This window comes from Gordonia amicalis, from assembly GCF_022059885.1.
GTDB classification, from domain to species: Bacteria; Actinomycetota; Actinomycetes; order Mycobacteriales; family Mycobacteriaceae; genus Gordonia; species Gordonia amicalis.
The window spans coordinates 1147027-1167588 of record NZ_CP091855.1; the positions used below are offsets into that span (position 1 = coordinate 1147027).

At 68.2% G+C, this 20562-nt stretch carries 18 protein-coding genes and 1 pseudogene; 14 read left to right on the forward strand and 5 right to left on the reverse strand.

Annotation, left to right across the window (positions count from 1 at the left end):
* The first annotated feature begins 4 nt into the window (after window positions 1–4).
* Together IHQ52_RS05240 and IHQ52_RS05245 are read left to right on the forward strand one after the other, a co-directional pair.
* Window positions 5–1138, forward strand: coding sequence for an Rv2629 family ribosome hibernation factor (locus tag IHQ52_RS05240; RefSeq protein WP_006436581.1), 1134 nt, complete (start codon window positions 5–7; stop codon window positions 1136–1138).
* 40 nt (window positions 1139–1178) lie between these two features.
* Entirely contained in the window at window positions 1179–1844 is a 666-nt protein-coding gene (locus IHQ52_RS05245) for a DUF6766 family protein (RefSeq protein ID WP_096275046.1), read from the forward strand.
* 8 nt (window positions 1845–1852) lie between these two features.
* Here IHQ52_RS05245 and IHQ52_RS05250 read toward each other — a convergent pair whose 3' ends face one another.
* Window positions 1853–2098: a DUF6480 family protein gene (locus IHQ52_RS05250; protein ID WP_096274821.1), complete on the reverse strand. Its 246-nt coding sequence runs from the start codon at window positions 2096–2098 to the stop codon at window positions 1853–1855.
* Between the two features lie 141 nt (window positions 2099–2239).
* Between IHQ52_RS05250 and IHQ52_RS05255 the strand changes: the two genes are divergently transcribed.
* The 3 genes and pseudogenes from IHQ52_RS05255 to IHQ52_RS05265 all read left to right on the forward strand — a co-directional run bounded on the left by IHQ52_RS05255 (window position 2240) and on the right by IHQ52_RS05265 (window position 5081).
* Window positions 2240–2440 carry a hypothetical protein gene (locus tag IHQ52_RS05255; protein ID WP_096274820.1) on the forward strand — a complete coding sequence of 67 codons (201 nt, stop codon included), beginning with the start codon at window positions 2240–2242 and terminating at the stop codon, window positions 2438–2440.
* A 73-nt stretch (window positions 2441–2513) separates the two neighbouring features.
* Window positions 2514–3574, forward strand: a pseudogene (locus IHQ52_RS05260) (hypothetical protein).
* A 52-nt stretch (window positions 3575–3626) separates the two neighbouring features.
* Entirely contained in the window at window positions 3627–5081 is a 1455-nt protein-coding gene (locus IHQ52_RS05265) for an aminotransferase class I/II-fold pyridoxal phosphate-dependent enzyme (protein WP_096275045.1), read from the forward strand.
* Between the two features lie 78 nt (window positions 5082–5159).
* Here the strand turns inward: IHQ52_RS05265 and IHQ52_RS05270 are convergent, their stop codons facing one another.
* Together IHQ52_RS05270 and IHQ52_RS05275 are read right to left on the reverse strand one after the other, a co-directional pair.
* A complete protein-coding gene (locus tag IHQ52_RS05270) occupies window positions 5160–5594 on the reverse strand; it encodes an SRPBCC family protein (RefSeq protein ID WP_006436587.1) in 435 nt (144 codons plus the stop codon).
* Window positions 5591–7204, reverse strand: a complete 1614-nt coding sequence (locus IHQ52_RS05275) for a phytoene desaturase family protein (RefSeq protein WP_006436588.1) — start codon at window positions 7202–7204, stop codon at window positions 5591–5593. Before IHQ52_RS05275 ends, IHQ52_RS05270 begins: the two co-directional genes overlap by 4 nt.
* Window positions 7205–7330: 126 nt before the next feature.
* Between IHQ52_RS05275 and IHQ52_RS05280 the strand changes: the two genes are divergently transcribed.
* Window positions 7331–8230, forward strand: a complete 900-nt coding sequence (locus IHQ52_RS05280; protein ID WP_051995403.1) for an SDR family NAD(P)-dependent oxidoreductase — start codon at window positions 7331–7333, stop codon at window positions 8228–8230.
* 11 nt (window positions 8231–8241) lie between these two features.
* Here IHQ52_RS05280 and IHQ52_RS05285 read toward each other — a convergent pair whose 3' ends face one another.
* On the reverse strand, window positions 8242–9777 hold the full coding sequence (locus IHQ52_RS05285) for an FAD-dependent oxidoreductase (RefSeq protein ID WP_006436592.1): 1536 nt from the start codon (window positions 9775–9777) through the stop codon (window positions 8242–8244).
* Between the two features lie 132 nt (window positions 9778–9909).
* On the opposite strand from IHQ52_RS05285, the gene nadB reads away from it, so the two are divergent.
* From nadB to IHQ52_RS05320, 7 genes are all read left to right on the forward strand, one after another.
* Window positions 9910–11559 (forward strand): L-aspartate oxidase, encoded by a 1650-nt coding sequence (gene nadB / locus IHQ52_RS05290; protein WP_006436593.1) that lies wholly within the window; start codon window positions 9910–9912, stop codon window positions 11557–11559.
* A gap of 70 nt (window positions 11560–11629) precedes the next feature.
* Complete coding sequence (locus tag IHQ52_RS05295; protein ID WP_006436594.1) at window positions 11630–12640, forward strand: alpha/beta fold hydrolase; 1011 nt, start codon at window positions 11630–11632, stop codon at window positions 12638–12640.
* A 166-nt stretch (window positions 12641–12806) separates the two neighbouring features.
* Window positions 12807–13745, forward strand: coding sequence for a hypothetical protein (locus tag IHQ52_RS05300; RefSeq protein WP_182155886.1), 939 nt, complete (start codon window positions 12807–12809; stop codon window positions 13743–13745).
* Between the two features lie 169 nt (window positions 13746–13914).
* Entirely contained in the window at window positions 13915–14208 is a 294-nt protein-coding gene (locus IHQ52_RS05305) for a metal-sensitive transcriptional regulator (RefSeq protein WP_005196646.1), read from the forward strand.
* Window positions 14209–14260: 52 nt separating this feature from the next.
* Window positions 14261–14467: a heavy-metal-associated domain-containing protein gene (locus IHQ52_RS05310; RefSeq protein ID WP_006436596.1), complete on the forward strand. Its 207-nt coding sequence runs from the start codon at window positions 14261–14263 to the stop codon at window positions 14465–14467.
* 1 nt (window position 14468) lies between these two features.
* Entirely contained in the window at window positions 14469–14657 is a 189-nt protein-coding gene (locus IHQ52_RS05315) for a hypothetical protein (protein ID WP_006436597.1), read from the forward strand.
* Window positions 14657–16939: a heavy metal translocating P-type ATPase gene (locus IHQ52_RS05320; protein WP_006436598.1), complete on the forward strand. Its 2283-nt coding sequence runs from the start codon at window positions 14657–14659 to the stop codon at window positions 16937–16939. Before IHQ52_RS05315 ends, IHQ52_RS05320 begins: the two co-directional genes overlap by 1 nt.
* Before the next feature lie 145 nt (window positions 16940–17084).
* On the opposite strand, the gene IHQ52_RS05325 is transcribed toward IHQ52_RS05320, so the two are convergent.
* Complete coding sequence (locus tag IHQ52_RS05325) at window positions 17085–18560, reverse strand: FAD-binding protein (RefSeq protein ID WP_006436599.1); 1476 nt, start codon at window positions 18558–18560, stop codon at window positions 17085–17087.
* Between the two features lie 165 nt (window positions 18561–18725).
* On the opposite strand from IHQ52_RS05325, the gene IHQ52_RS05330 reads away from it, so the two are divergent.
* Window positions 18726–20282, forward strand: coding sequence for a molybdopterin-dependent oxidoreductase (locus IHQ52_RS05330; protein ID WP_220455697.1), 1557 nt, complete (start codon window positions 18726–18728; stop codon window positions 20280–20282).
* The last annotated feature ends 280 nt before the right edge of the window (window positions 20283–20562 follow it).

Sequence of the window (20562 nt, forward strand, 5' to 3'; positions counted from 1 at the left end):
GCGCATGAACTCGACCCGACTTCGAGCGCTGACGACCACGACAGGTCCGTTCGCCTCGGTCTACATCGACGATTCGCACAACACCGAAGATGCCGCGCACGCGATGGAATTGCGTTGGCGCGCATTGCGCGACGAACTGATCTCGGCCGGAGCGGAACCCGCTGTCGTCGATCCGATCGGCACCGCCCTCCTCGGCCAGGTGCCGTCGGTCGGTGTCAGTGGTCGAGCGGTGATCGCCGGTCCGGACGGAGTGATCCTCGACGAGCAGCTCATCCGTCCACCGGTGACCCCGACGGCCCGTTACTCGCCGGTGCCCTATCTGGTCCCGCTGATCGAGCACGGCACCGCGTCGCCCTGCCACGTGGTCGCCGCCGTCGACCACACCGGGGCCGACATCGAGGTCTTCGCTGCCGGTGGGGTGTCCGTGAAGACCGAAACCGTTGAGGGCGAAGGGTATCCGGTGCATCACGCGGCAAGTGCCGAGTCCCCCGGATACGGCGACCCGCAGCAGCGCAGCGACGAAGAAAGACGCAAGAACATCCGGGCGGTGGCCGAGCGCCTGACCGCCATCGTCGACGCCGACGACCCCGAGATCGTCTTCGTCATCGGCGAGACATCCTCGACCGCCGATCTGACCGCCGCGGCTCCCGAGCGGCTGGCCACGCGACTCGTCGATCTGCACCTGGGCGCGCGGCGCGGCGGAGTGGCCGACGCCGACGTCCGCCGTGCTGTCGCCGAAGAATTCGCGCGGCGCCAGAACGAGCTGATCGCCGATGTGGCCGAACGTTTCGAGGCCGGGCTCGGTCATGATCCGGCACTCGCCGTCGAAGGTCTCACCGCCGTCTGCGGCGCGCTGCGGAACGGCGAGGTCGAAACGCTGATCATCGGTGACCTCGACGGCGCGACGGTCGTCGACGGCGGACCGGACGCGGGTGGGGTCGCAACTCTCGCACCGACTCCGGAGAATCTCTCGGAGCTCGGACTGGCACCCGAGCGGACGCTCCTGGCCGACGAGGCGCTGCCGCTCGCGGCGGTCATGATCGGCGCCGAGTTGGTGCGAGTGGACGAACGGATCGCCCCGCGTGACGGGGTGGGTGCGGTGTTGAGGTATTCGCCTCGTTCTCCGGCCCTGGGCTGAGGCCCGGCCGGCGTCGGTGATCGGAGAGGGGCCGGTTCTGATGATGCGCCGCGTCTTACGCGACAACGGGCTGTTCCTGGCCTGTTCGGCGCTGTTTCTCGTCTTCATGTTCGGGATGATCGTGTCCGGTTGGCATGCCTTCAACGCCGAGCAGATGTCCCACGGCGCCGCGTCGGTCTCGCTGTCGGGGTACCTGCGCACCGGCGAATTCGTCGAGGCGACGTTCGAGAACTGGGAATCCGAGTTCCTCCAGATGGGCATGTACGTCGTGTTGACGGCTTTTCTGTATCAACGGGGTTCGTCGGAGTCCAAACCCGTGGATTCCGAAGCGCCGCAGGACGTGGACCCTCGCGCGGAGAAGGACCAGGCCGGTGCCCCATGGCCGATCCGCCGCGGTGGGTGGGTTCTCGCGGTATACGAGAACTCGTTGTCGATAGCGTTTTTCGCGCTGTTCCTCGCCTCGTTCGTCCTGCACGCCGTCGGCGGCGCGCGTGCGTACAGCACCGAGCAGGAGCAACACGGTGAGGCCGCGGTAACGGTCTGGCAGTACCTCACCACATCGCAGTTCTGGTTCGAGTCGATGCAGAACTGGCAGAGCGAATTCGTGGCGGTGGCCGCGATCGTCGTATTGTCGGTCATACTGCGACAACGCAATTCGGCGGAATCCAAGCCCGTCGCCGATCCCCACCTGGCGACGGGGGCCTGATCAGGTCGTCACAGCACCATCACGATGAGCCCGACGATGATGACGAGCATCGCGATCACCAGGAGACCGACGCCGAGGAAGGCGCCGACCCCGCCGGCCGGAAAGTGTTTCGTCCGATTGGGTTGTTCGTGCGAGAGCCCCGACGTCTGGGGGGTGTCGGGTGGAGTGTCGCCGGGTGCCACACCGCCACCGGACTCCAGATCGGGTGTCTCCTCCGGCGCTGGGTCCATGGACTTGCGCTCTTCGTCAGACATGCTCGTGGCATACCCACGTCACGAAGGGCCTACACCTCGTGGGAGGCCGTCCTCACGGATTTCCGGTGTTTAGAAACCGAACACCCCGGGAAGTCGCACATGTCCGGATACCCGAAACGGATTGGCGGTGAACACACCTAGATGTCCGAAGAACTACCGATGGAGCCGGCCGAGACCGGTTCACCGGACCAGACCCCCGACGACGCCCGCCGCAAGGTGGACGAACTCGAGGAAGAACACGTCGACGAGCCTACGGAGAAGGAGAACGAGGCTCAGCCCACGTCGGGCGACGAGGAGGACCTCGAGTCGCCGGCCGCCGGCGAGCCCGAGCCGCCGGACTGACCCCGGCGGACCGACCGTCGGTGGATGAACAACCGTCGAGCGCCAGGAGGGCAGGAGAATCTCGAGTCTGCGAATGGTGGCCGAACACGGGTTGCCCGAGACGTTGATCACGAACGGCGAGGACCGGATTCGCGGGATCGCCGAGCGATTCGGGATGGATTACCGCGGAGTCACCGTCACCCGTGACACCACACTCCAGATGACCCCGCGCGGCGATCTGGAGACCGTCTGGGGTGCCGACCGGGTCCCGGACGAAGTCGTCGTGTTTGTGACCGAGATGCCTCGCCTGTTCACCGTCCGCGGGGGTCTCGGCGGTGACCGGCGTACCCGGGACAGTGTCGTGCTGGCCGAACTCGACCGGGAACGTGGGGCCGCGGTGATCTCCCTGCCGGCGCTCGGGCCATCCCCCCGCCGGCGGCTCGGCAACCTCATCGCGACGGTGGTGTCCTCTCTGAAGGACTCCTCGACCGAGTCGTTCGAGCGGTCCCGCGGACTGCTGGTCGAACGCGATGGTGAGACGGAATATGTTGTGGCCCCGGGTATCACCCCTCGGATGCGTTTGACGGCGGGGGGATGGTGCGCGGCAACCGGCCGTGGCGACTGATCCCGACGCTCACGGGCATGACGGCGGCCGCTGCCGCGGCGGCGTCGTTCGGTGTCTTCTTCTCCACCATCTGGTCGATGGCCAACGCGCTCAGTCCATGGCGTCTGGCCGCCATCTCCATACTGTCGATGGTCCTGGCAACGCTCTGGCTGATCGTCAACAACCGCCTCTGGGAACGGACGACCGACACCTACCGACCACGCGCCCGGCTCTACAACACGGCCACGGTCTGCACCGTCGCCTTCAGCGCGGTGGTCCTCTACGTGGGCCTGTTCGTCGCGGTCCTCGTCGCCGCCATGACCGTCATCGAGGAGACCTTTCTGTCCTCGCAACTCGGCTTCCGGGCCGGGCTGGTCAACTACGTCAACCTCGCATGGCTGGCGACGTCGATGGGGATCTTCGCCGGTGCGCTCGGTTCCAGCGCCGACAGTCACGACGACGTGCTCAGGGCGACATACGGCTATCGAGAACGCCTGCGACGCCGCGCCGCGAAGTCGTCACACAGCGGCGAGATGAGCGAAGCCCATTGACCCGCACCCCTGTTCCGTCATAAGACACGATCGGAGCCCCGACACGATGTCTCTGGATCAATCTCGAGCACCACTACTCGAAGCACTCGACGGGTACCGCCGCGAGAACCGGTACGGCTACACGCCGCCCGGCCACCGACAGGGTCGTGGCGTGGACGACCGCACGCGCTCGACCATCGGAGGGGCCGCCTTCGAATCGGATGTCCTCGCCTCGGGCGGTCTCGACGACCGGCGGATGACCAACGCCTACCTGTCCGACGCCGAGGAACTCATGGCGGACGCGGTGGGCGCCGAGCTCGCGTTCTTCTCCACGTGCGGCAGTTCGCTGTCGGTGAAGGCCGCGATGATGGCCGTGGCCGGTGGCGAAGGTGGGGAACTCCTCATCACCCGGGATGCCCACAAGTCGATCGTGGCCGGGCTGATCTTCTCCGGACTACGTCCGCGATGGGACGAGACGCTCCACCTGACGCATCCGCCGTCGCCCGCGGAGGTACGCAAGGCGTGGGAGACGGATCCCCAGGCGTCGGGCCTGCTCATCGTGAGTCCGACTCCATATGGCACGTGTGCGGACATCCGGGCCATCGCCGACGTCTGCCACGAGTACGGCAAGCCACTGATCGTCGACGAGGCGTGGGGCGCGCACCTGCCGTTCCACGACGAACTACCCACGTGGGCAATGGATGCCGGTGCCGATGTTTGCGTCGTCAGTGTCCACAAGATGGGCGCGGGCTTCGAGCAGGGGTCTGTCTTCCACGTCCAGGGCGACCTGATCGACCGCTCTCGGCTGTCACGGTGCGCGGACCTGCTGATGACCACCAGCCCGAGCGTGCCGATCTATGCCGCGTTGGACGGCTGGCGTCGATACATGGTGCGGTCTGGGCGAGAAGTGCTCGGCCGAGGACTCGAGTTGGCGCGCACCGTCCGTCGCAGCGTCGACGAGATCGACGGTCTGACGGTGACGCATGACGAACTGCTCCGTGAAGAGGCCAGCCATGATCTGGATGAGATGCAGGTCCTGATCGACGTGGACGGGCTGGGGGTCAGTGGCTATCAATGCGCCGACTGGCTCCGCGAACACCATTGCGTCGACCTCGGATTGAGCGACCATCGACGGATTCTCGCGACCATCTCGCATGCCGACGACGAGGACACCGCGGATCGGTTGCTGACAGCGCTGCGCGATCTCGCTTCCGCCGCAGACTCTTTCGATCCTCCTCGGGAGATCCGCCAGCCGTCTCCGGACGAGCTGCAGCTGGAGAACAGGATGCTCCCCCGTGACGCCTTCTTCGGCGACACCGAGTCGGTCTCCCTCGACGAGGCTCCGGGACGTATTGCAGCCGAACAGATCACACCGTACCCGCCCGGTATCCCGGTGGTGGTACCCGGCGAGGTGCTGAACGAGCCGGTTGTCGAGTACCTACGGACCGGGAAGAACGCCGGGATGAACCTGCCAGACGCCGCAGACGACGCCCTGGACACCATCAAGGTGGTGTGCCGCCCTACGTGACGGCCCTCCGCATGCTCCGGCCTCCTCGCCCAAAGCGGGGCTACTCGTAAGCCGGGAACACTGGATGAATCCCGGCTCTCAGCCGGGCTGACGCTCGGCGAGCATCGCCAGTCGAGTCAGGCACTCGTTCAGTCGGGGTGACATGGCGGTCTGCTGGACCACCGGCGGAACCCACTTCAGCGGGGCCGTCTCGACGAACTCCTCCATGCCGATCAGGGAGCCGTTGCCGTCCTTCTCGATCGTCATCCGGATGCGGGCGCGACCGAACGGCCAGCCGGCTGCGGACATCTCCAACAATCCCGCCTTGGACTCCACCGACGTCGTCTCGTCGTTGAGCAGCACGGGCCAGACGCCCACCGAGTGGTGGATCTTCGCTCCCGCCTGCGGCCAGGTGGGGTCGACGTCGCGGATGCGTGATGCGCCCACCACCCAGGAGGAGTAGAGCCAGCCGTCGGACAACACCGACCAGACCTGCGCGGGGGTTGCGGATGTGTGGCGTTCGACGCGATTCATGAATGATCTCCGTTCCCTTGTGGTTTCCATGGTTTCGTGAGGTGTCTGGTGATGGTGCGGTTCAACGCTCTTCGCGGCGTTCCGCGTATACCGTCGGAGGCAAGGGCGGCGCGTGCGGCGTTGTTGCCGCAGGCCCCGTGTACCCCGCCGCCGGGATGTGCGGCCGATCCCGCGAGATAAAGGCGGTCCACGGGTGTCGTGGCGCCACCGAGACTCGGCGATGGACGGAAGATCAACTGCTGGAACAATTGTGCCGTTCCCCCGTTCACCGTCCCGTGGACGAGGTTGGCGTCTGCGGTCTGCAGGTCGTGCGGTGTCTGCACGTGGCGGCCGATGGTCATGTCCGAGACGCCCGGAGCGTGCTCTTCGAGTACTTCGTCCATCCGGGCGGCGAGAAGACGAGCGGCCTCGTCGTCGGTGACCCCGCGGGGCAGGTGGCTGTAGGACCATGCGCTCTCGGTGCCGGCGGGTGATCTTCCGGCGTCGGCCGTGGTCATCTGACCGAAGAGCAGGAAGGGGTGTTCGGGTATGTTCCCGGTCTCGATGTCGGCGGTGGAGTAGGCGATGTTGCGCGCGTCCGCGCCGAGGTGCACGGTACCCGCGCCGCCGAGATTGGCGCTGCGCCAAGGTATCTTCCCGTCGATCGCGTAGTTCACCTTCACCACCGGGGTGTCCCAGGTGAACTTCTGCAGATCGTCGAGTACGCGCCCGGGCACGTCGGCCGGAGAGAGCAGGTCCGTGTAGAGCGCAGGCGCCGAGACATCGGCGAGAACTGCCCGGTCGGCCCGCCAGCGGCGTCCGCCGCTGTCGACGACACCTACCGCACGTCCACCCCGGACCTCGATCTCGGTCACCCGGGTGTCGCAATGTACCTGTGCGCCAGCACTTTCCGCGCGGCGCCGCAGTGCGGCAGACAGCGCACCCGCACCACCCACCGGGACCGGATATCCGGTGTCCTGGCCCAGCATGGTCAGCAGGTACCCCATCATTCCGCTGCCGGGTGCATGGAGGGGGATGTCGGCGTGCAGCGCGTTGCCCAGGATGAGCAGTCCCGACTTCTCGCTGTGGAACAGTTCCCGCACCATCCGATCGGCGGGCAGGATCAAGAACCGGGCAAGGCGCAGAGCCTCTGCGGTGCCGACGGAACGCAGCAGGGACAACACCGCGCGGACCGGCGGGAAAGAGCCGAACAACGTGTCGAGGATGGCGGGCCGCAGCATTTCCCACTGCTCGACGAGATCGAGCCACGCCTGGCCGTCACGTCGGTCGAAGGCGGCGAGTTGGGCTGCGGTGTCGGCCGCGTCGGGGTGGACGACCGGTGCGTCGTCGTCCTCGGGCCCCGCCGGATGTCCGAATGCCAATGGCGCTCTGCTCCAGTTCAGGCCGTGGGCTTCGAGATCCAGGTCGGCGAACACCGGGGAGGCGACGGCGAGGGGATAGAAGGCGCTGAAGAGGTCGGTCACGTAACCGGGGGTGAGCTCGGCACTCTTGATCGCCCCGCCCACCTCGGGCGCTGCCTCGAGGACGGTGACGTCCCATCCGGCGTCGGCGAGCCGGATGGCGGAGATGAGCCCGTTGTGTCCGGCGCCCACCACGACTGCGTCTGACACTCGTTTCCCTCTCCGTGATGGCTGCGTTCGGGTGGGTCGAGCCCACGGTGAGAAGGGGTACCCGTGCAGGGGCCGGATAAACGCGGTGAAGGTGTAGGACGGGACGGGCGGGGTAGTCCGGTGAACGTGAAGGTTTCCCTGGGTCTCGGTCGGTTGTGGCATCCGCAGGTCACCGATGATCGTCTTCGGCGGTTGTGTGCCGGACGGCCTGCCGTCATCACCGGCGCCGCTTCGGGAATGGGCCGGTCTCTGGCGAACAGGCTGGTGGCCGCCGGGGTGCCGGTGCTGCTCAGTGACGTCGACACGCAGGCACTCGCCGAGACCGCGGACTCGGCTGCGGAGAACGGCGCGACGGTGCATGCCGCCGAGGTGGACGTCGCCGACACCGCGGCCGTCACGGCTTATGCGGATGAGGTGGTTCGACGGTACGGCGCGCCGGCGCTCGTGTTCAACAACGCGGGCATCACGATGGTCGCGTCCGTCCTCGACGAGGACGACGATTATGCGCGGCGGATCCTCGCGGTCAACTTCGGTGGGGTCGTCAACGGTACCGAGGCATTCCTCCGACACCTTCATACCGCGGGGGGAGGGCGCATCGTGAACACGTCGAGCGCGTTCGGGCTGATGGGATCGCCCGCCCAATCGGCGTACTCGGCGTCGAAGTTCGCGACCCGCGGATACTCGGAAACCGTTCAGAAACAGTTGCGAGACAATGACTCCGGTGTCCGGATCCACATCGTCTACCCTGGCGTGGTCCACACCGCCATCGCACGACGGGCCCGGTACGTGGATTCCGCTGTGCGTGACCGTGTCACCAAGGGTTTCGACCGCCGGTTGCCAGGTACCCGATCGGATGCCGCGGCGATCTCGATCCTCGCCGGTCTGCTCGGCAACCGTGACCGCATACTCGTCGGGTTCGACGCATACGCCCTGGATCTGGGTGTACGAATCCTGGCCGGGGCCCTGCAGCGCCCCGTGGCGACGGTGACGCGACCGGTGTTCCGGCGGATCCTGGGCGCGGGGTAGTCCTGCCGGGATCAGTCGTCGGATGCGTCCTGCGAGTACAGGTTTCGCGTTGCCGGTCCTTCGAGGACCACACCGGTGTGGCTGAAGCGCGACCCGTGCAGCGGACAGTCCCAGGACTGCTCGGCGTCGTTCCAGCGCAGCACGCCGTACAGATGGGTACACAGAGGCGCGACGGATCGGGTCTGGCCGGCCACCGTGCAGACGGCCTTGGGTGCCGCGCCGGAGTGCCCGACGCTGCCGTCGCCCTCGGCGGGTGAGGTGTCCGCGGGTTTCAGCAGGCCGAGGTAGCCGCCGGCCATATATGCCGCGACCTGCGCGTTGGCCGACACCGCCGACGCCAGCGAGCCGGGCTTGGTGACCTCCGAGGTGCGCCAGGGGCGAAGGGTCTTGGACCAGGGCGGCTCCGACCCCAGGATGCGTCCGGTCATTGACAGCGCGGCCGCGACACCGTTGGTGAGTCCCCACTTCGCGAATCCCGTGGCCACCTGAACGGTCTCCATGCCGGGCAGAAGTTGCCCGACGTAGGGCAATTCGTCGATCGTCGTATAGTCCTGCGCCGACCACCGCGCGACCATTCGCGCGGTCGGGAAGTGCTTCTCGGTCCAGGCGATCATGTCCAGCGCGTGTTGGCGTTCGGATTTGGTCCGGCCCACCTCGTGACCGAAACCGCCGACCAGTAGCAGTTCGCCGTCGTGATCGTGGCGCGGAGCGGTTCGCAGGGAGACCGACGGGTTGTCGGCGCCGAGGTACATCTCGCGGGGGATCTCCCCGTCGACGACGAACGCCGCCGCATATGAACGCTGCGGGTGCACCCGGGCGAAGAACCCGGCGCGGTCGAGGAACGGGACGCCGGTCGCGAGGATCACCGACTCCGCGCGCAGGTCGCCGGCGTCGGTGGTGACGGTGTGCGGTGAGCCGTGGCGCAGGCCCTGCACGTGGACACCCTCGTAGAGGTGGCCGCCGTGCGCGCGGAAGTCGTCGGCGAGGGCGCGCAGCACCACCATCGGGTCGATCTGCGCCTGTCCCTCCAGGCGGATCGCGGTGTGGACGTCGAAGGGCAGCTCCGGACAGTCGACGTGCTCCACCGGGATGTCGTGCGCTCGGCAGGCCTCGAACTCCTTCTCCACCGTCTTCGCGCCCGACGCAGTGGCCGCGAACGTCAGCGCCGCCCGCTCGTCGACCCGTAGTCCCCGGTGGGCGAGGTAGTGCCGCAGCCATGCCTGGCCTTCGCGATTCGCCTCGACGTAGTCGTGGACCGCGGCCTTTCCGTGACGACTCGCGATCGACGACAATCGAGTGCCCTGCAGGAGGGAGAGCTTGCCCGTCGTGTGTCCGGTGGCCGCGGCGCCGATGTGGCGTCGTTCGAGAACAGTGACCTTCTGACCGGCTCGAGCCAGCAGGAGTCCGGTGGTCAGACCGGTGATCCCACCGCCCACGACGACCTGGTCGTAGGTGTCGACGGTCCCGAACGGTGTGGTTTCGGGACGCACGTCCGGGAGCCCTGCGTGGTCGGTGTCACTCGCCGGGTCGAACCAGAGGGTTTTCATGGAGCTCGGGTTGCCTCGATCCGGCGCGATCAAACATTTCGCGGAGGGAAGCCGCGGGGTAGGGTTTTCGACTGGGAATCGAATACCCCCCGCCGGGGTTGTCGAGAGTACGACCGGCGAAAGGCGGATGACATGATTACGTCCACACATGGACTGGTGCGGGACGCGGCTGCCGCGGACCGTGCCGATCTCGTCGTGGTCGGGGCCGGCATCGCCGGTCTGACCGCCGCGCTCTGCGCCGCGGAAGGTGGACTGTCGGTCGTCGTCGTGAACAAGGGGCCGAGCTGGCGTCCGGATCGCGGCGAGCAGCCGACCTCGACGTTCTACGCCCAGGGCGGCGTCGCGGTGGTCATGCCCGAGGTCCGTCCCACCGACTCGGACGACACCGACTCGATCGATCTGCACCTCGCCGACACCCTTGCCGCGGGTGGCGGCCTCAGCGACGCGGTCGCGTCGCGTCCGATCCTCGCCGACGGATGGTCGTCGGTGTCCGCGCTGATCGAGTGGGGTGCCGACTTCGACCGCGATGCCGACGGGGAGCTGCTGCGCACTCGTGAAGGCGGCCACTCGGTGCGGCGCATCATCCACGCCGGTGGTGACGCCACCGGTGCCGCGATCCAGCGGGCCCTCCACAATGCCGTCGCGCAGCGTGCCGGTGCCGGAGCGTCCATCCGCTTCCTCGACGACGCGATCGTCACCGAGGTGCGGGTGTGCGACGACCGGGTGTCCGGTGTCTCCTACCTGCGGAACGGGGGGTGGGGTGCAGTCGACGCGCCGACGGTCCTGCTCGCGACGGGTGGTGCCGGTCATCTCTACGCCGCAACGACCAATCCGGCGGGTGCCACCGGCGACGGCATCGCGCTGGCGCTCCAGGCGGGCGCGCAGGTGGCCGACCTCGAGTTCATCCAGTTCCACCCGACCATGCTCTACACACCCGGCGCCCGCGGGCGTCGGACGCTGATCAGTGAGGCGGTCCGGGGCGAGGGCGGCCGACTCGTCGATGTGTACGGACGGTCGGTGACCGAGGGCGTGCACCCGATGGGCGACCTCGCGCCTCGCGACGTGGTCGCCAACGCCGTCGAGACCGCGATCGAACTGACCGGGCATCCCTGCGTCTACCTCGACATCAGTGGGGTACACGATTTCGAGCGCCGATTCCCGACGGTCAGCGCCGGAATCCGGGCGGCCGGCCTCGACCCGGCCGACCACCGCATCCCCGTCGTGCCCGGCGCGCACTATCTCTGTGGCGGAGTGGTGACCGACGACGAGGCGCGCACCGCCGTCGACGGCCTCCTCGCCGCCGGCGAGGTCGCGCGGACCGGCCTGCACGGAGCCAACCGGCTGGCGTCCAACAGCCTGCTCGAAGGGCTCGTGATGGGTCGTCGTGCTGCCGCGGTCGCCCTCGGCCGGCGTGATCTGCGGCCGGCCACCGCGGCCGCCCCGCAGGTGCCCGGACCGATGCCGATCCTCGACCGCGACCTGCTGCAGGATGTGATGTCGCGCCGGGTCGCGCTCCGCCGGTCCGCCGACGGACTGGCGGTCGCGGCCGAGGTGGTCGCGAACGCGCCGCGGCGTGTCCCCCGGACCGTGCGCGAGGTCGAGGATGCGGCGCTCACGCTGACCGCGTCGGCGGTCATCGCGGCGGCCACCGCCCGGACCGAGTCGCGCGGCGCGCATGTGCGCACGGACTTCCCGCAGACCGCCGAGGTCGGGGAATCCCACACGTTCCGACTCGTCGGCGGCGAGATCCGCGAGACGGGGTTCGCCGGCGTCGCGGTCTGACCCGATGCGCGCGCGCAGCGATGCGTGCAAGTCGATGCGCTCGTCGGACCCGGGCGCTACATTGACGCCGATGACCCAGAGCTCACGACACCCACGCGACACCGAGCGCCGCGCCGCCGGTATCCCGGACGCTCCGCGACACGAGGCCATCGACCTCGGGCACATCACCCTCCGTGCACTGGTGTGGGGCCCGGTCGACGGACCGGTTGCGGTGTGTCTTCATGGTTTTCCCGACTCGGCGTGGACGTGGCGTCTGCTCGCGCCCGAACTCGTCGCCGCCGGCTATCGCGTCGTCGCGCCGTTCACCCGCGGATACTCGCCGTCGGACATACCGCTGGACAAGGACTTTCACGTCGCGGCCCTCGCCTACGACGCCCGGGCGATTCACCGGGCGGTCGGTGCCGGGCGGGATGCGGTGCTCATAGGGCACGACTGGGGTGCGCTGACGGTCAACGCTCTCGCACACCGCCCCGACAATCCGTACTCGGCTGTGGTCGCGATGTCGGTGCCGCCGATACCCGCGATCCGGCGCGCGGTCGCCGACGGCCCGGGTGCGGTGCGTCTGCTGGCGCGGCAGGCCACGATGAGCTGGTACATCGGGTTCAATCAATTGCCGTGGCTGCCCGAGCGGAGTCTGGGCTGGTTGATCCCGTTGCTGTGGCGACGCTGGCGTCTGCGGCGTGCCGGCGACCCGCGGCCCGATTACGACGTCGACATCGACCATGCGCTCGCCGCGCTGCCGACCCGCGCGCATCGATCCGCTGCCCTGGGCTACTACCGCGCGGTGCGCCGCCCACGCACCGATGCCCGCTACGCCGACCTCCGCGACGACTGGTTGGGTGAACCCCGTTGCCGCACCCTGTATCTACACGGCGCCGACGACGGGTGCATGCAGTCGAGGTTCACCGATCACGTGCGCGACGTGCTGCCCGACGGCAGTGCCACCGCGGTCGTCGCGGGTGCCGGACACTTCCTCCACCTCGATCGCCCGGAGGAGGTCAATCGCCGGATCGTGATGTTTCTCGCCCGGACGCGCGGAGGCGGACAGGGTGGCACCGAACCGGCCTCCTTCGTAGACTGACGCCCGGGATCTTCACAGCACCGCGGGCATGGGGGACGCCGTGGCGCTTGCCGGGGGACGCGCCGAGGTAGGCACGAGCACTCGAGAATCGCTCCGAAGACCGGCGTGGCATGGCGGGATGGCGCGCAGAAAACGTGAAGTAGTGCAGGTATGAAGGGGAGTCCGTATGAACGGCGAAGGCTGTTGGTCGACGGTGGTGTGCCGGCCGACCGAACGGGCGGCGCTGGGACTGTCGGGTGAGTCCGATTGGTTGCTGCAGTGCCGTCTCGCGATCGGCCACCGTGGCAACCACGCGACGGATGCGAGCACGCATCCGAGGCATGACCGCCGCCTCTGGCTGGAGTGGAACGACTTCGACGATCGTGCCCAGTCCCTCATCGAACGCAACCCCTGTCCGGTCCCGTCGCCGGAAGGTGTGGGCTGTGTCTTCTTCGTCGGTCACGGCGGACCGCACTTCTATGCGCACTCGAACGGTCACGCCCCGTCGGTGATGTCGCGCGCCGGAAACCAGCAGCGTCCGACTCCCGGACCCGAGCGCACCTCGGGTTCACAGCCGCCCAACCCGCAATCGCAGCGGATGGGGTCTCACCGGTTACCCGACTCCCACCAGCCGGCCCCATCCCCGCCTCCGGCTGAGGCACCATCGCCAGAACCGGTGCACGGGTCCTCGCCAGCGTCGGCTCCGGGTCCGGCCTACCGGGGAGGTCGTCGTTCCACGAACGCCGAACCGCTCGTCTCCGAGGACTACCACGGTCGGCGGCACCGGTCCGGCGCACCGGATCAGGGCGGTCCCGCACGGGTGGCACCGAACCCCGCGGCCGCGAACCCGCCGGTACCGAACACCAAGACCCCGAACCCGCCGGCACCGAACCCCGTGGCCTCGACGCACGCCGCACCGGCACTTCCGGACATGCCGCAGATCGCACCGGCCAGGGCCGGGGAGGGCGGCGTCCCACCGCGAGCGGGGACCGTAGGCCCGAGTCCGCAGGTGGATGCCGCCGACGAACACTCGGAGTCCGAAGCCGCCCGCCGCGCTGCGATCAACGCGGCCCTCGACGAGGTCGCCGTCGCCCTCGCGCGTCTCGCGGCAGCTCTGCGGGCCTAGTACTCGCGGTTCACTCAGTTCGACGCGCGCTCACGTCGGTGCGTTCAGTGCCGCCCGACTCGTCTGCGGCTCGTCCCGCGCAAATACGGTAGGGGGGTACCGTTGGCGGGCGGATGGTGGTATACCTGAGTGACATACCCCTGAGGGGTATCCGTACAACAGGAGCGACATGGACGAGCACCAGCACGGCTACATCGGCCGCAAGGACGACTATCTCAAGCGACTCCGTCGCATCGAGGGCCAGGCACGTGGGTTGCAGCGCATGGTCGAGGAGGACTCGTACTGCATCGACATCCTCACCCAGGTGTCGGCCATGACCAAGGCTCTGCAGGCGGTCAGCCTCGGCCTGCTCGAGGAGCACATGGCCCACTGCGTCGTGCACGCGGCGCAGGAGAGCGACGCTGCGGGCAAGGAGAAGGTGGACGAGGCCATGGCCGCGATCGCCCGCCTGGTGAAGTCCTGACGTCGACCCACACGTCATCGCGCACGACATCAACCGACCACGAGGAGTACGCATGAGCACCACCAGCACCTACACCGTCACCGGCATGACCTGCGGCCACTGCGTCGCCTCCGTCCGCGAGGAGATCGCGGAGATCTCCGGGGTGACCAGCGTCGACGTGACCCTCGAAGACGGAGCCGTACGCGTCGTCGCCGACCGTGAGATCCCGCGGGAGGAGATCGCCGGAGCGGTCGCCGACGCCGGGTACTCACTGGTGTGACATGAGCATCCCCAAGGGTCCCCTGGCCTACGTCGTCGCGCTGATCGCCGCGTTCGTGATCGCCTTCGGCGTCGGCCGGGCATGGGGGCCGCAACCCGAACCGGTGACCCACGACGCGCCCTCGCACGGTGTCGTCGAGACGACCGACGGCAACACCCACGGTGACATGACGAATGGGGGCGATCACTGATGTCTGCGAGTCCTGGCCTGCAACTGGTCGACCTCGACATCTCCGGCATGACCTGCGCGTCCTGCGCGAACCGCATCGAGCGGAAGCTCAACAAACTCGACGGTGTCACCGCGTCGGTGAACTACGCGACCGAACGCGCCCACGTCGAGGTTCCCACCGGGCTCGCCGCCGACGACCTCATCGAGGTGGTCCGTGCCGCGGGCTATGACGCCTCCCCGATCCTCCCCGAACCGCCGGCCGCATCGGCGGACGCAAATGTGGCGGACGCGAACGTGGCGGGCACTGCGACGACCGTCGACCCGGAACTCGACGCGCTGCGTCAGCGGCTGATCGTGTCGGCGGTGCTGTCGGTCCCGGTGATCGCGCTCGCGATGATCCCGGCCTGGCAGTTCACCTACTGGCAGTGGCTGTCCCTGACGTTGGCCGCGCCGGTGGTCGTGTGGGGCGCCTATCCGTTCCACCGCGCGGCGTGGATCAATCTGCGTCACGGTGCGACGACCATGGACACCCTCGTGTCGGTCGGCACGCTCGCCGCGTTCGGCTGGTCGCTCTATGCCCTTTTCCTCGGTACGGCCGGCACGCCCGGACTCACTCACGGCTTCGACCTGCTGCCCCAACGCGCCGACGGGGCGTCGCACATCTATCTAGAGGCTGCCGCGGGCGTGACGACCTTCCTGCTGGCAGGCCGCTACTTCGAGAAGCGGGCCAAGCGTCGTGCCGGCGATGCGCTGCGTGCGCTGATGGACCTCGGCGCCAAGGACGTCGTCGTCCGACGAGACGGCACCGAGAGTCGGATTCCGATCGGTCAGTTGGCCGTCGGCGACGAGTTCGTGGTGCGCCCGGGTGAGAAGATCGCGACCGACGGGGTCGTGGTCGAGGGCGCGTCGGCGATCGACGCGTCGATGGTGTCCGGTGAATCGGTCCCGGTCGAGGTGACCGCAGGTGACGCGGTCATCGGAGCGACGGTCAACACCAGCGGACTGCTCGTCGTCCGGGCATCCGCGGTGGGTTCCGACACCGCGCTCGCGCAGATGGCGCGCATGGTGGCCGCCGCGCAGGAGGGCAAGGCCGACGCACAGCGCCTGGCCGACCGGATCTCCTCGGTGTTCGTCCCCGCGGTTATCGCGATCTCCGTTGCCACGCTGGGTTTCTGGCTCGGTGCGGCGTCGTTGGACGACTTCGCGGGCGGCGACGTGACCTTCGCGTTCACCGCGGCGGTCGCGGTGCTCATCATCGCCTGCCCGTGTGCACTCGGGCTCGCCACCCCGACCGCCCTCATGGTCGGCACCGGCCGTGGTGCGCAGCTGGGCATCCTGCTGAAGGGTCCAGAGGTGCTGGAGTCGACGCGGCGCGTCGACACCATCGTGCTGGACAAGACCGGCACCGTCACCACCGGCGACATGTCCGTGTCGACGGTGATCGCGGCCGACGGTCACGACGAGACGCAGGTCCTCGCATGGGCCGCTTCGGTGGAGGCCGGATCGGAGCACCCGATCGGACTCGCCGTCGTCGAGGCCGGACGTGAGCATGTGACGGAGAAGGCCCGGGACTTCGTGTCCACGCAGGGCGCCGGAGTCTCAGGAACGGTGGGAGACAGGCGAGTTCAGGTCCTCTCACCCAGCAAGGTCACCGTGCCGATGCCCGCCGAGCTCGCCGACGCGGTGGCGACCGCGGAATCGGGTGGTGCGACGGCCGTCGTCGTACTGGTCGGTGAAATCCCGGTCGGGCTGATAGTGGTGTCGGATCGGATCAAGACCTCGTCGGCCGCGGCCATCGCCGAGTTCCGACGCCTCGGGCTCACCCCCAAGCTGCTCACCGGCGACAACGACGGTGCGGCGCGTGCCGTGGCCGCGGAGGTCGGTATCGACGACGTCACCGCGGGGGTGAGCCCGCAGCGCAAGCTCGAGGTGATCGCCGAACTCCAGGAACGGGGCCACGTGGTCGCGATGGTCGGTGACGGCATCAACGACGCCGCCGCGCTGGCGCAGGCCGACCTCGGGCTCGCCATGGGCACCGGCACCGATGTCGCGATGGCGGCCAGCGACCTCACCGTCGTGAGTGGTGACCTCCGCGTCGTCGCCGACGCGATCCGGCTGGCGCGTCGAACCCTCGGCACGATCAAGGGAAATCTGTTCTGGGCGTTCGGCTACAACGTCGCCGCGATCCCGCTGGCCGCGGCCGGCATGCTGAACCCGATGATCGCCGGGGCCGCGATGGCGCTGTCGTCGGTGTTCGTCGTGGGCAACAGTTTGCGGTTGCGCCGGTTCCAGCCGGGTCGCTGATAGCCGCCCCTGAAAACCGCCCCCGAAAAGCACCCCGCAGAACCGCCCCCGAAAACCACCCTCCTGACGGGCCCCGGCGACATATCGTCGCCGGGTCCGCTGCACAGGGTGCTTTTCGGGGGCGGTTATCCGTCGGGGATGGGGCTCAGCTCGCGCTCGTCGTCACGCGTGCCGCGGCGTGGCGACCGGCGCGTCGGCCGAAGTAGGAACCCTCGCCCAATTGCGTTCCGCTGCAATACCCCTTGCAGTCCTGCGCGATGTTGGTGGCGCTCGCGCCGGCCGCATACAGGCCCTTGATGACCGACCCCGACTCGTCGAGCACCTCGCCGTCGAGGGAGGTGGCCATGCCGCCCATGGTGAAGCCGGCGTACATCGCCTTGCCCAGCGACAGGTCGTAGGCGGCCCAGGGTCCCTTGTCCTGGGGTTCGAGGAACTCGGCCGCCTTGTGGAAGTCGGGGTCCTCCTTCTTCGCGGCGTTCTCGTTGTACCGGGCCATGGTCCGCTGGAGGTTGCCCTCCGGAATCCCGAGGTCGCGTTCCATCTCCTCGATCGTCTCCCAGCCGTCGATGAGCGGGACCAGATAGTTCTGCTTCTCGTTCATGTGCGTCTCGTCGACGATGAGGTAGGCCGTCGAATCCGGTTGTTCCAGAATGAAACCCGAGGTGCGTGCGTGGTAGGAGTCCTCGGTGACGAAGCGCTCGCCGAACTTGTTGACGATGACGCCCATGACCATGCTGGCCGGAGGGTAGATCGGGGCGGTGATGAACGCCTTGTCCATGTACTTCAGCTCGGCACCCACCGATCGGCCCATGCGCAATCCGAGGCCGTCGTCGTAGGTGTTGCCCAGGACGAACGGCTTCTCCGCCAGATGCGGCGTGTGTTCGGCGACCATCTCGGGATTCATCACGAATCCGCCCGCGGCGATGATCACCGAGTTGGCCCGGATTACGCCCTCTTCGCCCGGCTTCTTCCACGCCACGCCTGCGACCGCGCCGTCGGAGTCGACGACGAGCTGACGTGCACCGGTCTCGTACCGGACCTCGACGCCGAGTTCGCCGAGGCGTTTGACGAGCAGGTCGATGACGAGTGAGGCGCCACCGGTCTCGCCGGGGACCGGCACCTTGTGGCCGCGCGGGGCGGGGACGGCCTGGTCCTTGAACGGCCAGACCTTCTCGTTGCCGGTGTACATCAGGCCCTCGGTGCCCGGCTGGATGACGGCCTTCTCCGGGTAGAAGCTGCGCTCGAAGGTGAAGCCGAGTCCCTCGAGCCAGTTGAAGTGGTCGACGCTGTCGACGCAGTAGGCGTGGATCTTGTCGGCCTCGGGGTCGATGGACACCGCGGTCAGGTACTTCTCCATCTCCTCGGCGGAGTCCTCCTGGCCCGTCGCCTTCTGGACGGCGGTGCCGCCGCCGAGATAGAAGAAGCCGCCCGAGAGCGAGGTGGTGCCACCGGCTGCGGCGGCGCGTTCGATGAGCAGGACGCGCGCCCCGTTCGCGGCGGCCTCCGCCGCGGCGCAACCGCCCGCGATGCCGAATCCGATCACGACGACGTCGACCTCGTCGGAGAATTCTTTCACCGATTCGAGGGCGACGGTCTCCGGGATCTCGGTACTGGTAGCCATGCGGTCAGATTAGCGGACAAACTAGAACCTGTTCTAGTCTTGGGCTCTATTCGCGAAGGCGCCCGCGGGGGCCGGTCGGCCGAACGCCCGTCGGACGAATGGTGGGCCTTCCATCGCGACCCGCCGCCACGGGCGCAGACTCCGGTATCAAGAAGTGTGGCCTTCTTGTCGACCCGTCGTGCGCACGCCGCAGCCCCGTGGCTGGCGGGCGTCGTCGCGGTGGGTGCCGGCCTGGCCGCGGGGGAGATCGCCGCGGTTCCGGTGTCGCCGGACGCCTCGCCGTACTTCGCGGTCGGCTCATCGGTGGTCGACCACTCGCCCGCGGCGGTCCGGGAATGGGCCATCGAGACCTTCGGTATCGCGGACAAGGTCGCACTGTTCGTCGGGATGGGCATCATCATCGCCGCGATCGCCGGCGCCTGCGGGTATCTCGAGCGTCGCCGGCCGGCGACGGGTTCGGCGATCATCGCGGTCTTCGCGGCCGTCGGCGTGCTGGCGGCGGTGAACCGGCCCGGTGCGACGTGGACGTATGCGCTGCCCTCGATCATCGCCGGCGTCGTGGGCATCGTCGTGCTGCGGCTGCTGCTCGCCCAGCTCGACGACGAACCGTCGCCGATCGATCCCGACGTCCACACGGAAGACGTTCGCCGCCAAGCGCTCTCGCGGCGGTTCGTTCTCGCCGCGGGTGGTGTTGCCGTGGCCGCCGTCGCGATCGGCGTCATCGGTCGCCGCATGCTCTCCGACGCCGCCGACACCCTGGCCGACCGCGCGCGGATCCTGCTCCCGAAGCCGGCCGTCCCGGCACCGCCGGTTCCGGCCGGCACCGAACTGAACCTCTCGGGCGCAACGTCTTTCATCACCGGTAACGACGACTTCTACCGGATCGACACCGCTCTCCAGGTGCCTACGCTCACCACGGTCGAATGGCGGCTGCGCATACACGGAGAGGTCGACAAGCAGGTGACGCTCACCTGGGATGACCTGGTGGCGATGCCGATGACCGAACGACTGGTGACGCTCGCGTGCGTGTCCAACGACGTCGGGGGAGACCTGATCGGCAACGCCAGATGGCTCGGCGTGCCGATGCAAAGGGTTCTCGACCTCGCCGGCGTGCGGCCCGGCGCCGACATGCTGCTGTCCACCAGCGTCGACGGGTGGACCTGTGGCACTCCGATCTCGACGATCACCGACGGCCGCGACGCACTGCTCGCGATCGGCATGAACGGCGGGCCGTTGCCGATCGAGCACGGTTATCCGGTCCGCCAGGTGGTCCCGGGTCTGTACGGCTATGTGTCGGCGACCAAATGGGTCGTCGACTGGGAGATCACCAGGTTCTCCGAGGCGAAGGCGTACTGGACCGACCGCGGATGGTCGGCCCTGGGACCGATCAAACTGGCCTCGCGCATCGACCGGCCCGCCAGGGGCACCTCACATCCGGCGGGCGAGGTCGTCATCGCCGGGACCGCGTGGGCGCAGCACATCGGCGTCGAGCGCGTAGAGGTCCGCATCGACGACGGTCCGTGGCAACCCGCGGAACTCGCGACCGAGTACAGCGTCGACACCTGGCGCCAGTGGAAGTTCGTATGGCAGGCGGACAAGGGAGATCACACCGTGACGTGCCGGGCGTTCGACAAGCAGGGGCGCCCTCAGGTCGAGAGGTACCAGTCACCCGCCCCGGACGGCGCGACCGGTCTGGACGAGCGCAGATACACCATCGCCTGATTGTCTCACCAGCGGATTCGGATGCGAACTCCCCTGTAGAAAGATCATGAGCAATGCTGTTGTCAAGAGGTGAGTGAGGTATCCGACTCTCCTGAGCTGACGCTGAGAGCCCGTGTTATGTTTTCCGCACCTCTGTATGTGAGCCGGGTGACAGTCATCGCTGTCGAAGCCCGAGCACTTCGTGACCTGCGTCAGGTCGTCCGCACCGCCGACACATGGCGGAGCTGCACGATTTGCACGCAGGTCACGGCGTTGTAGACATGTGCGCCGAGAACAGGCG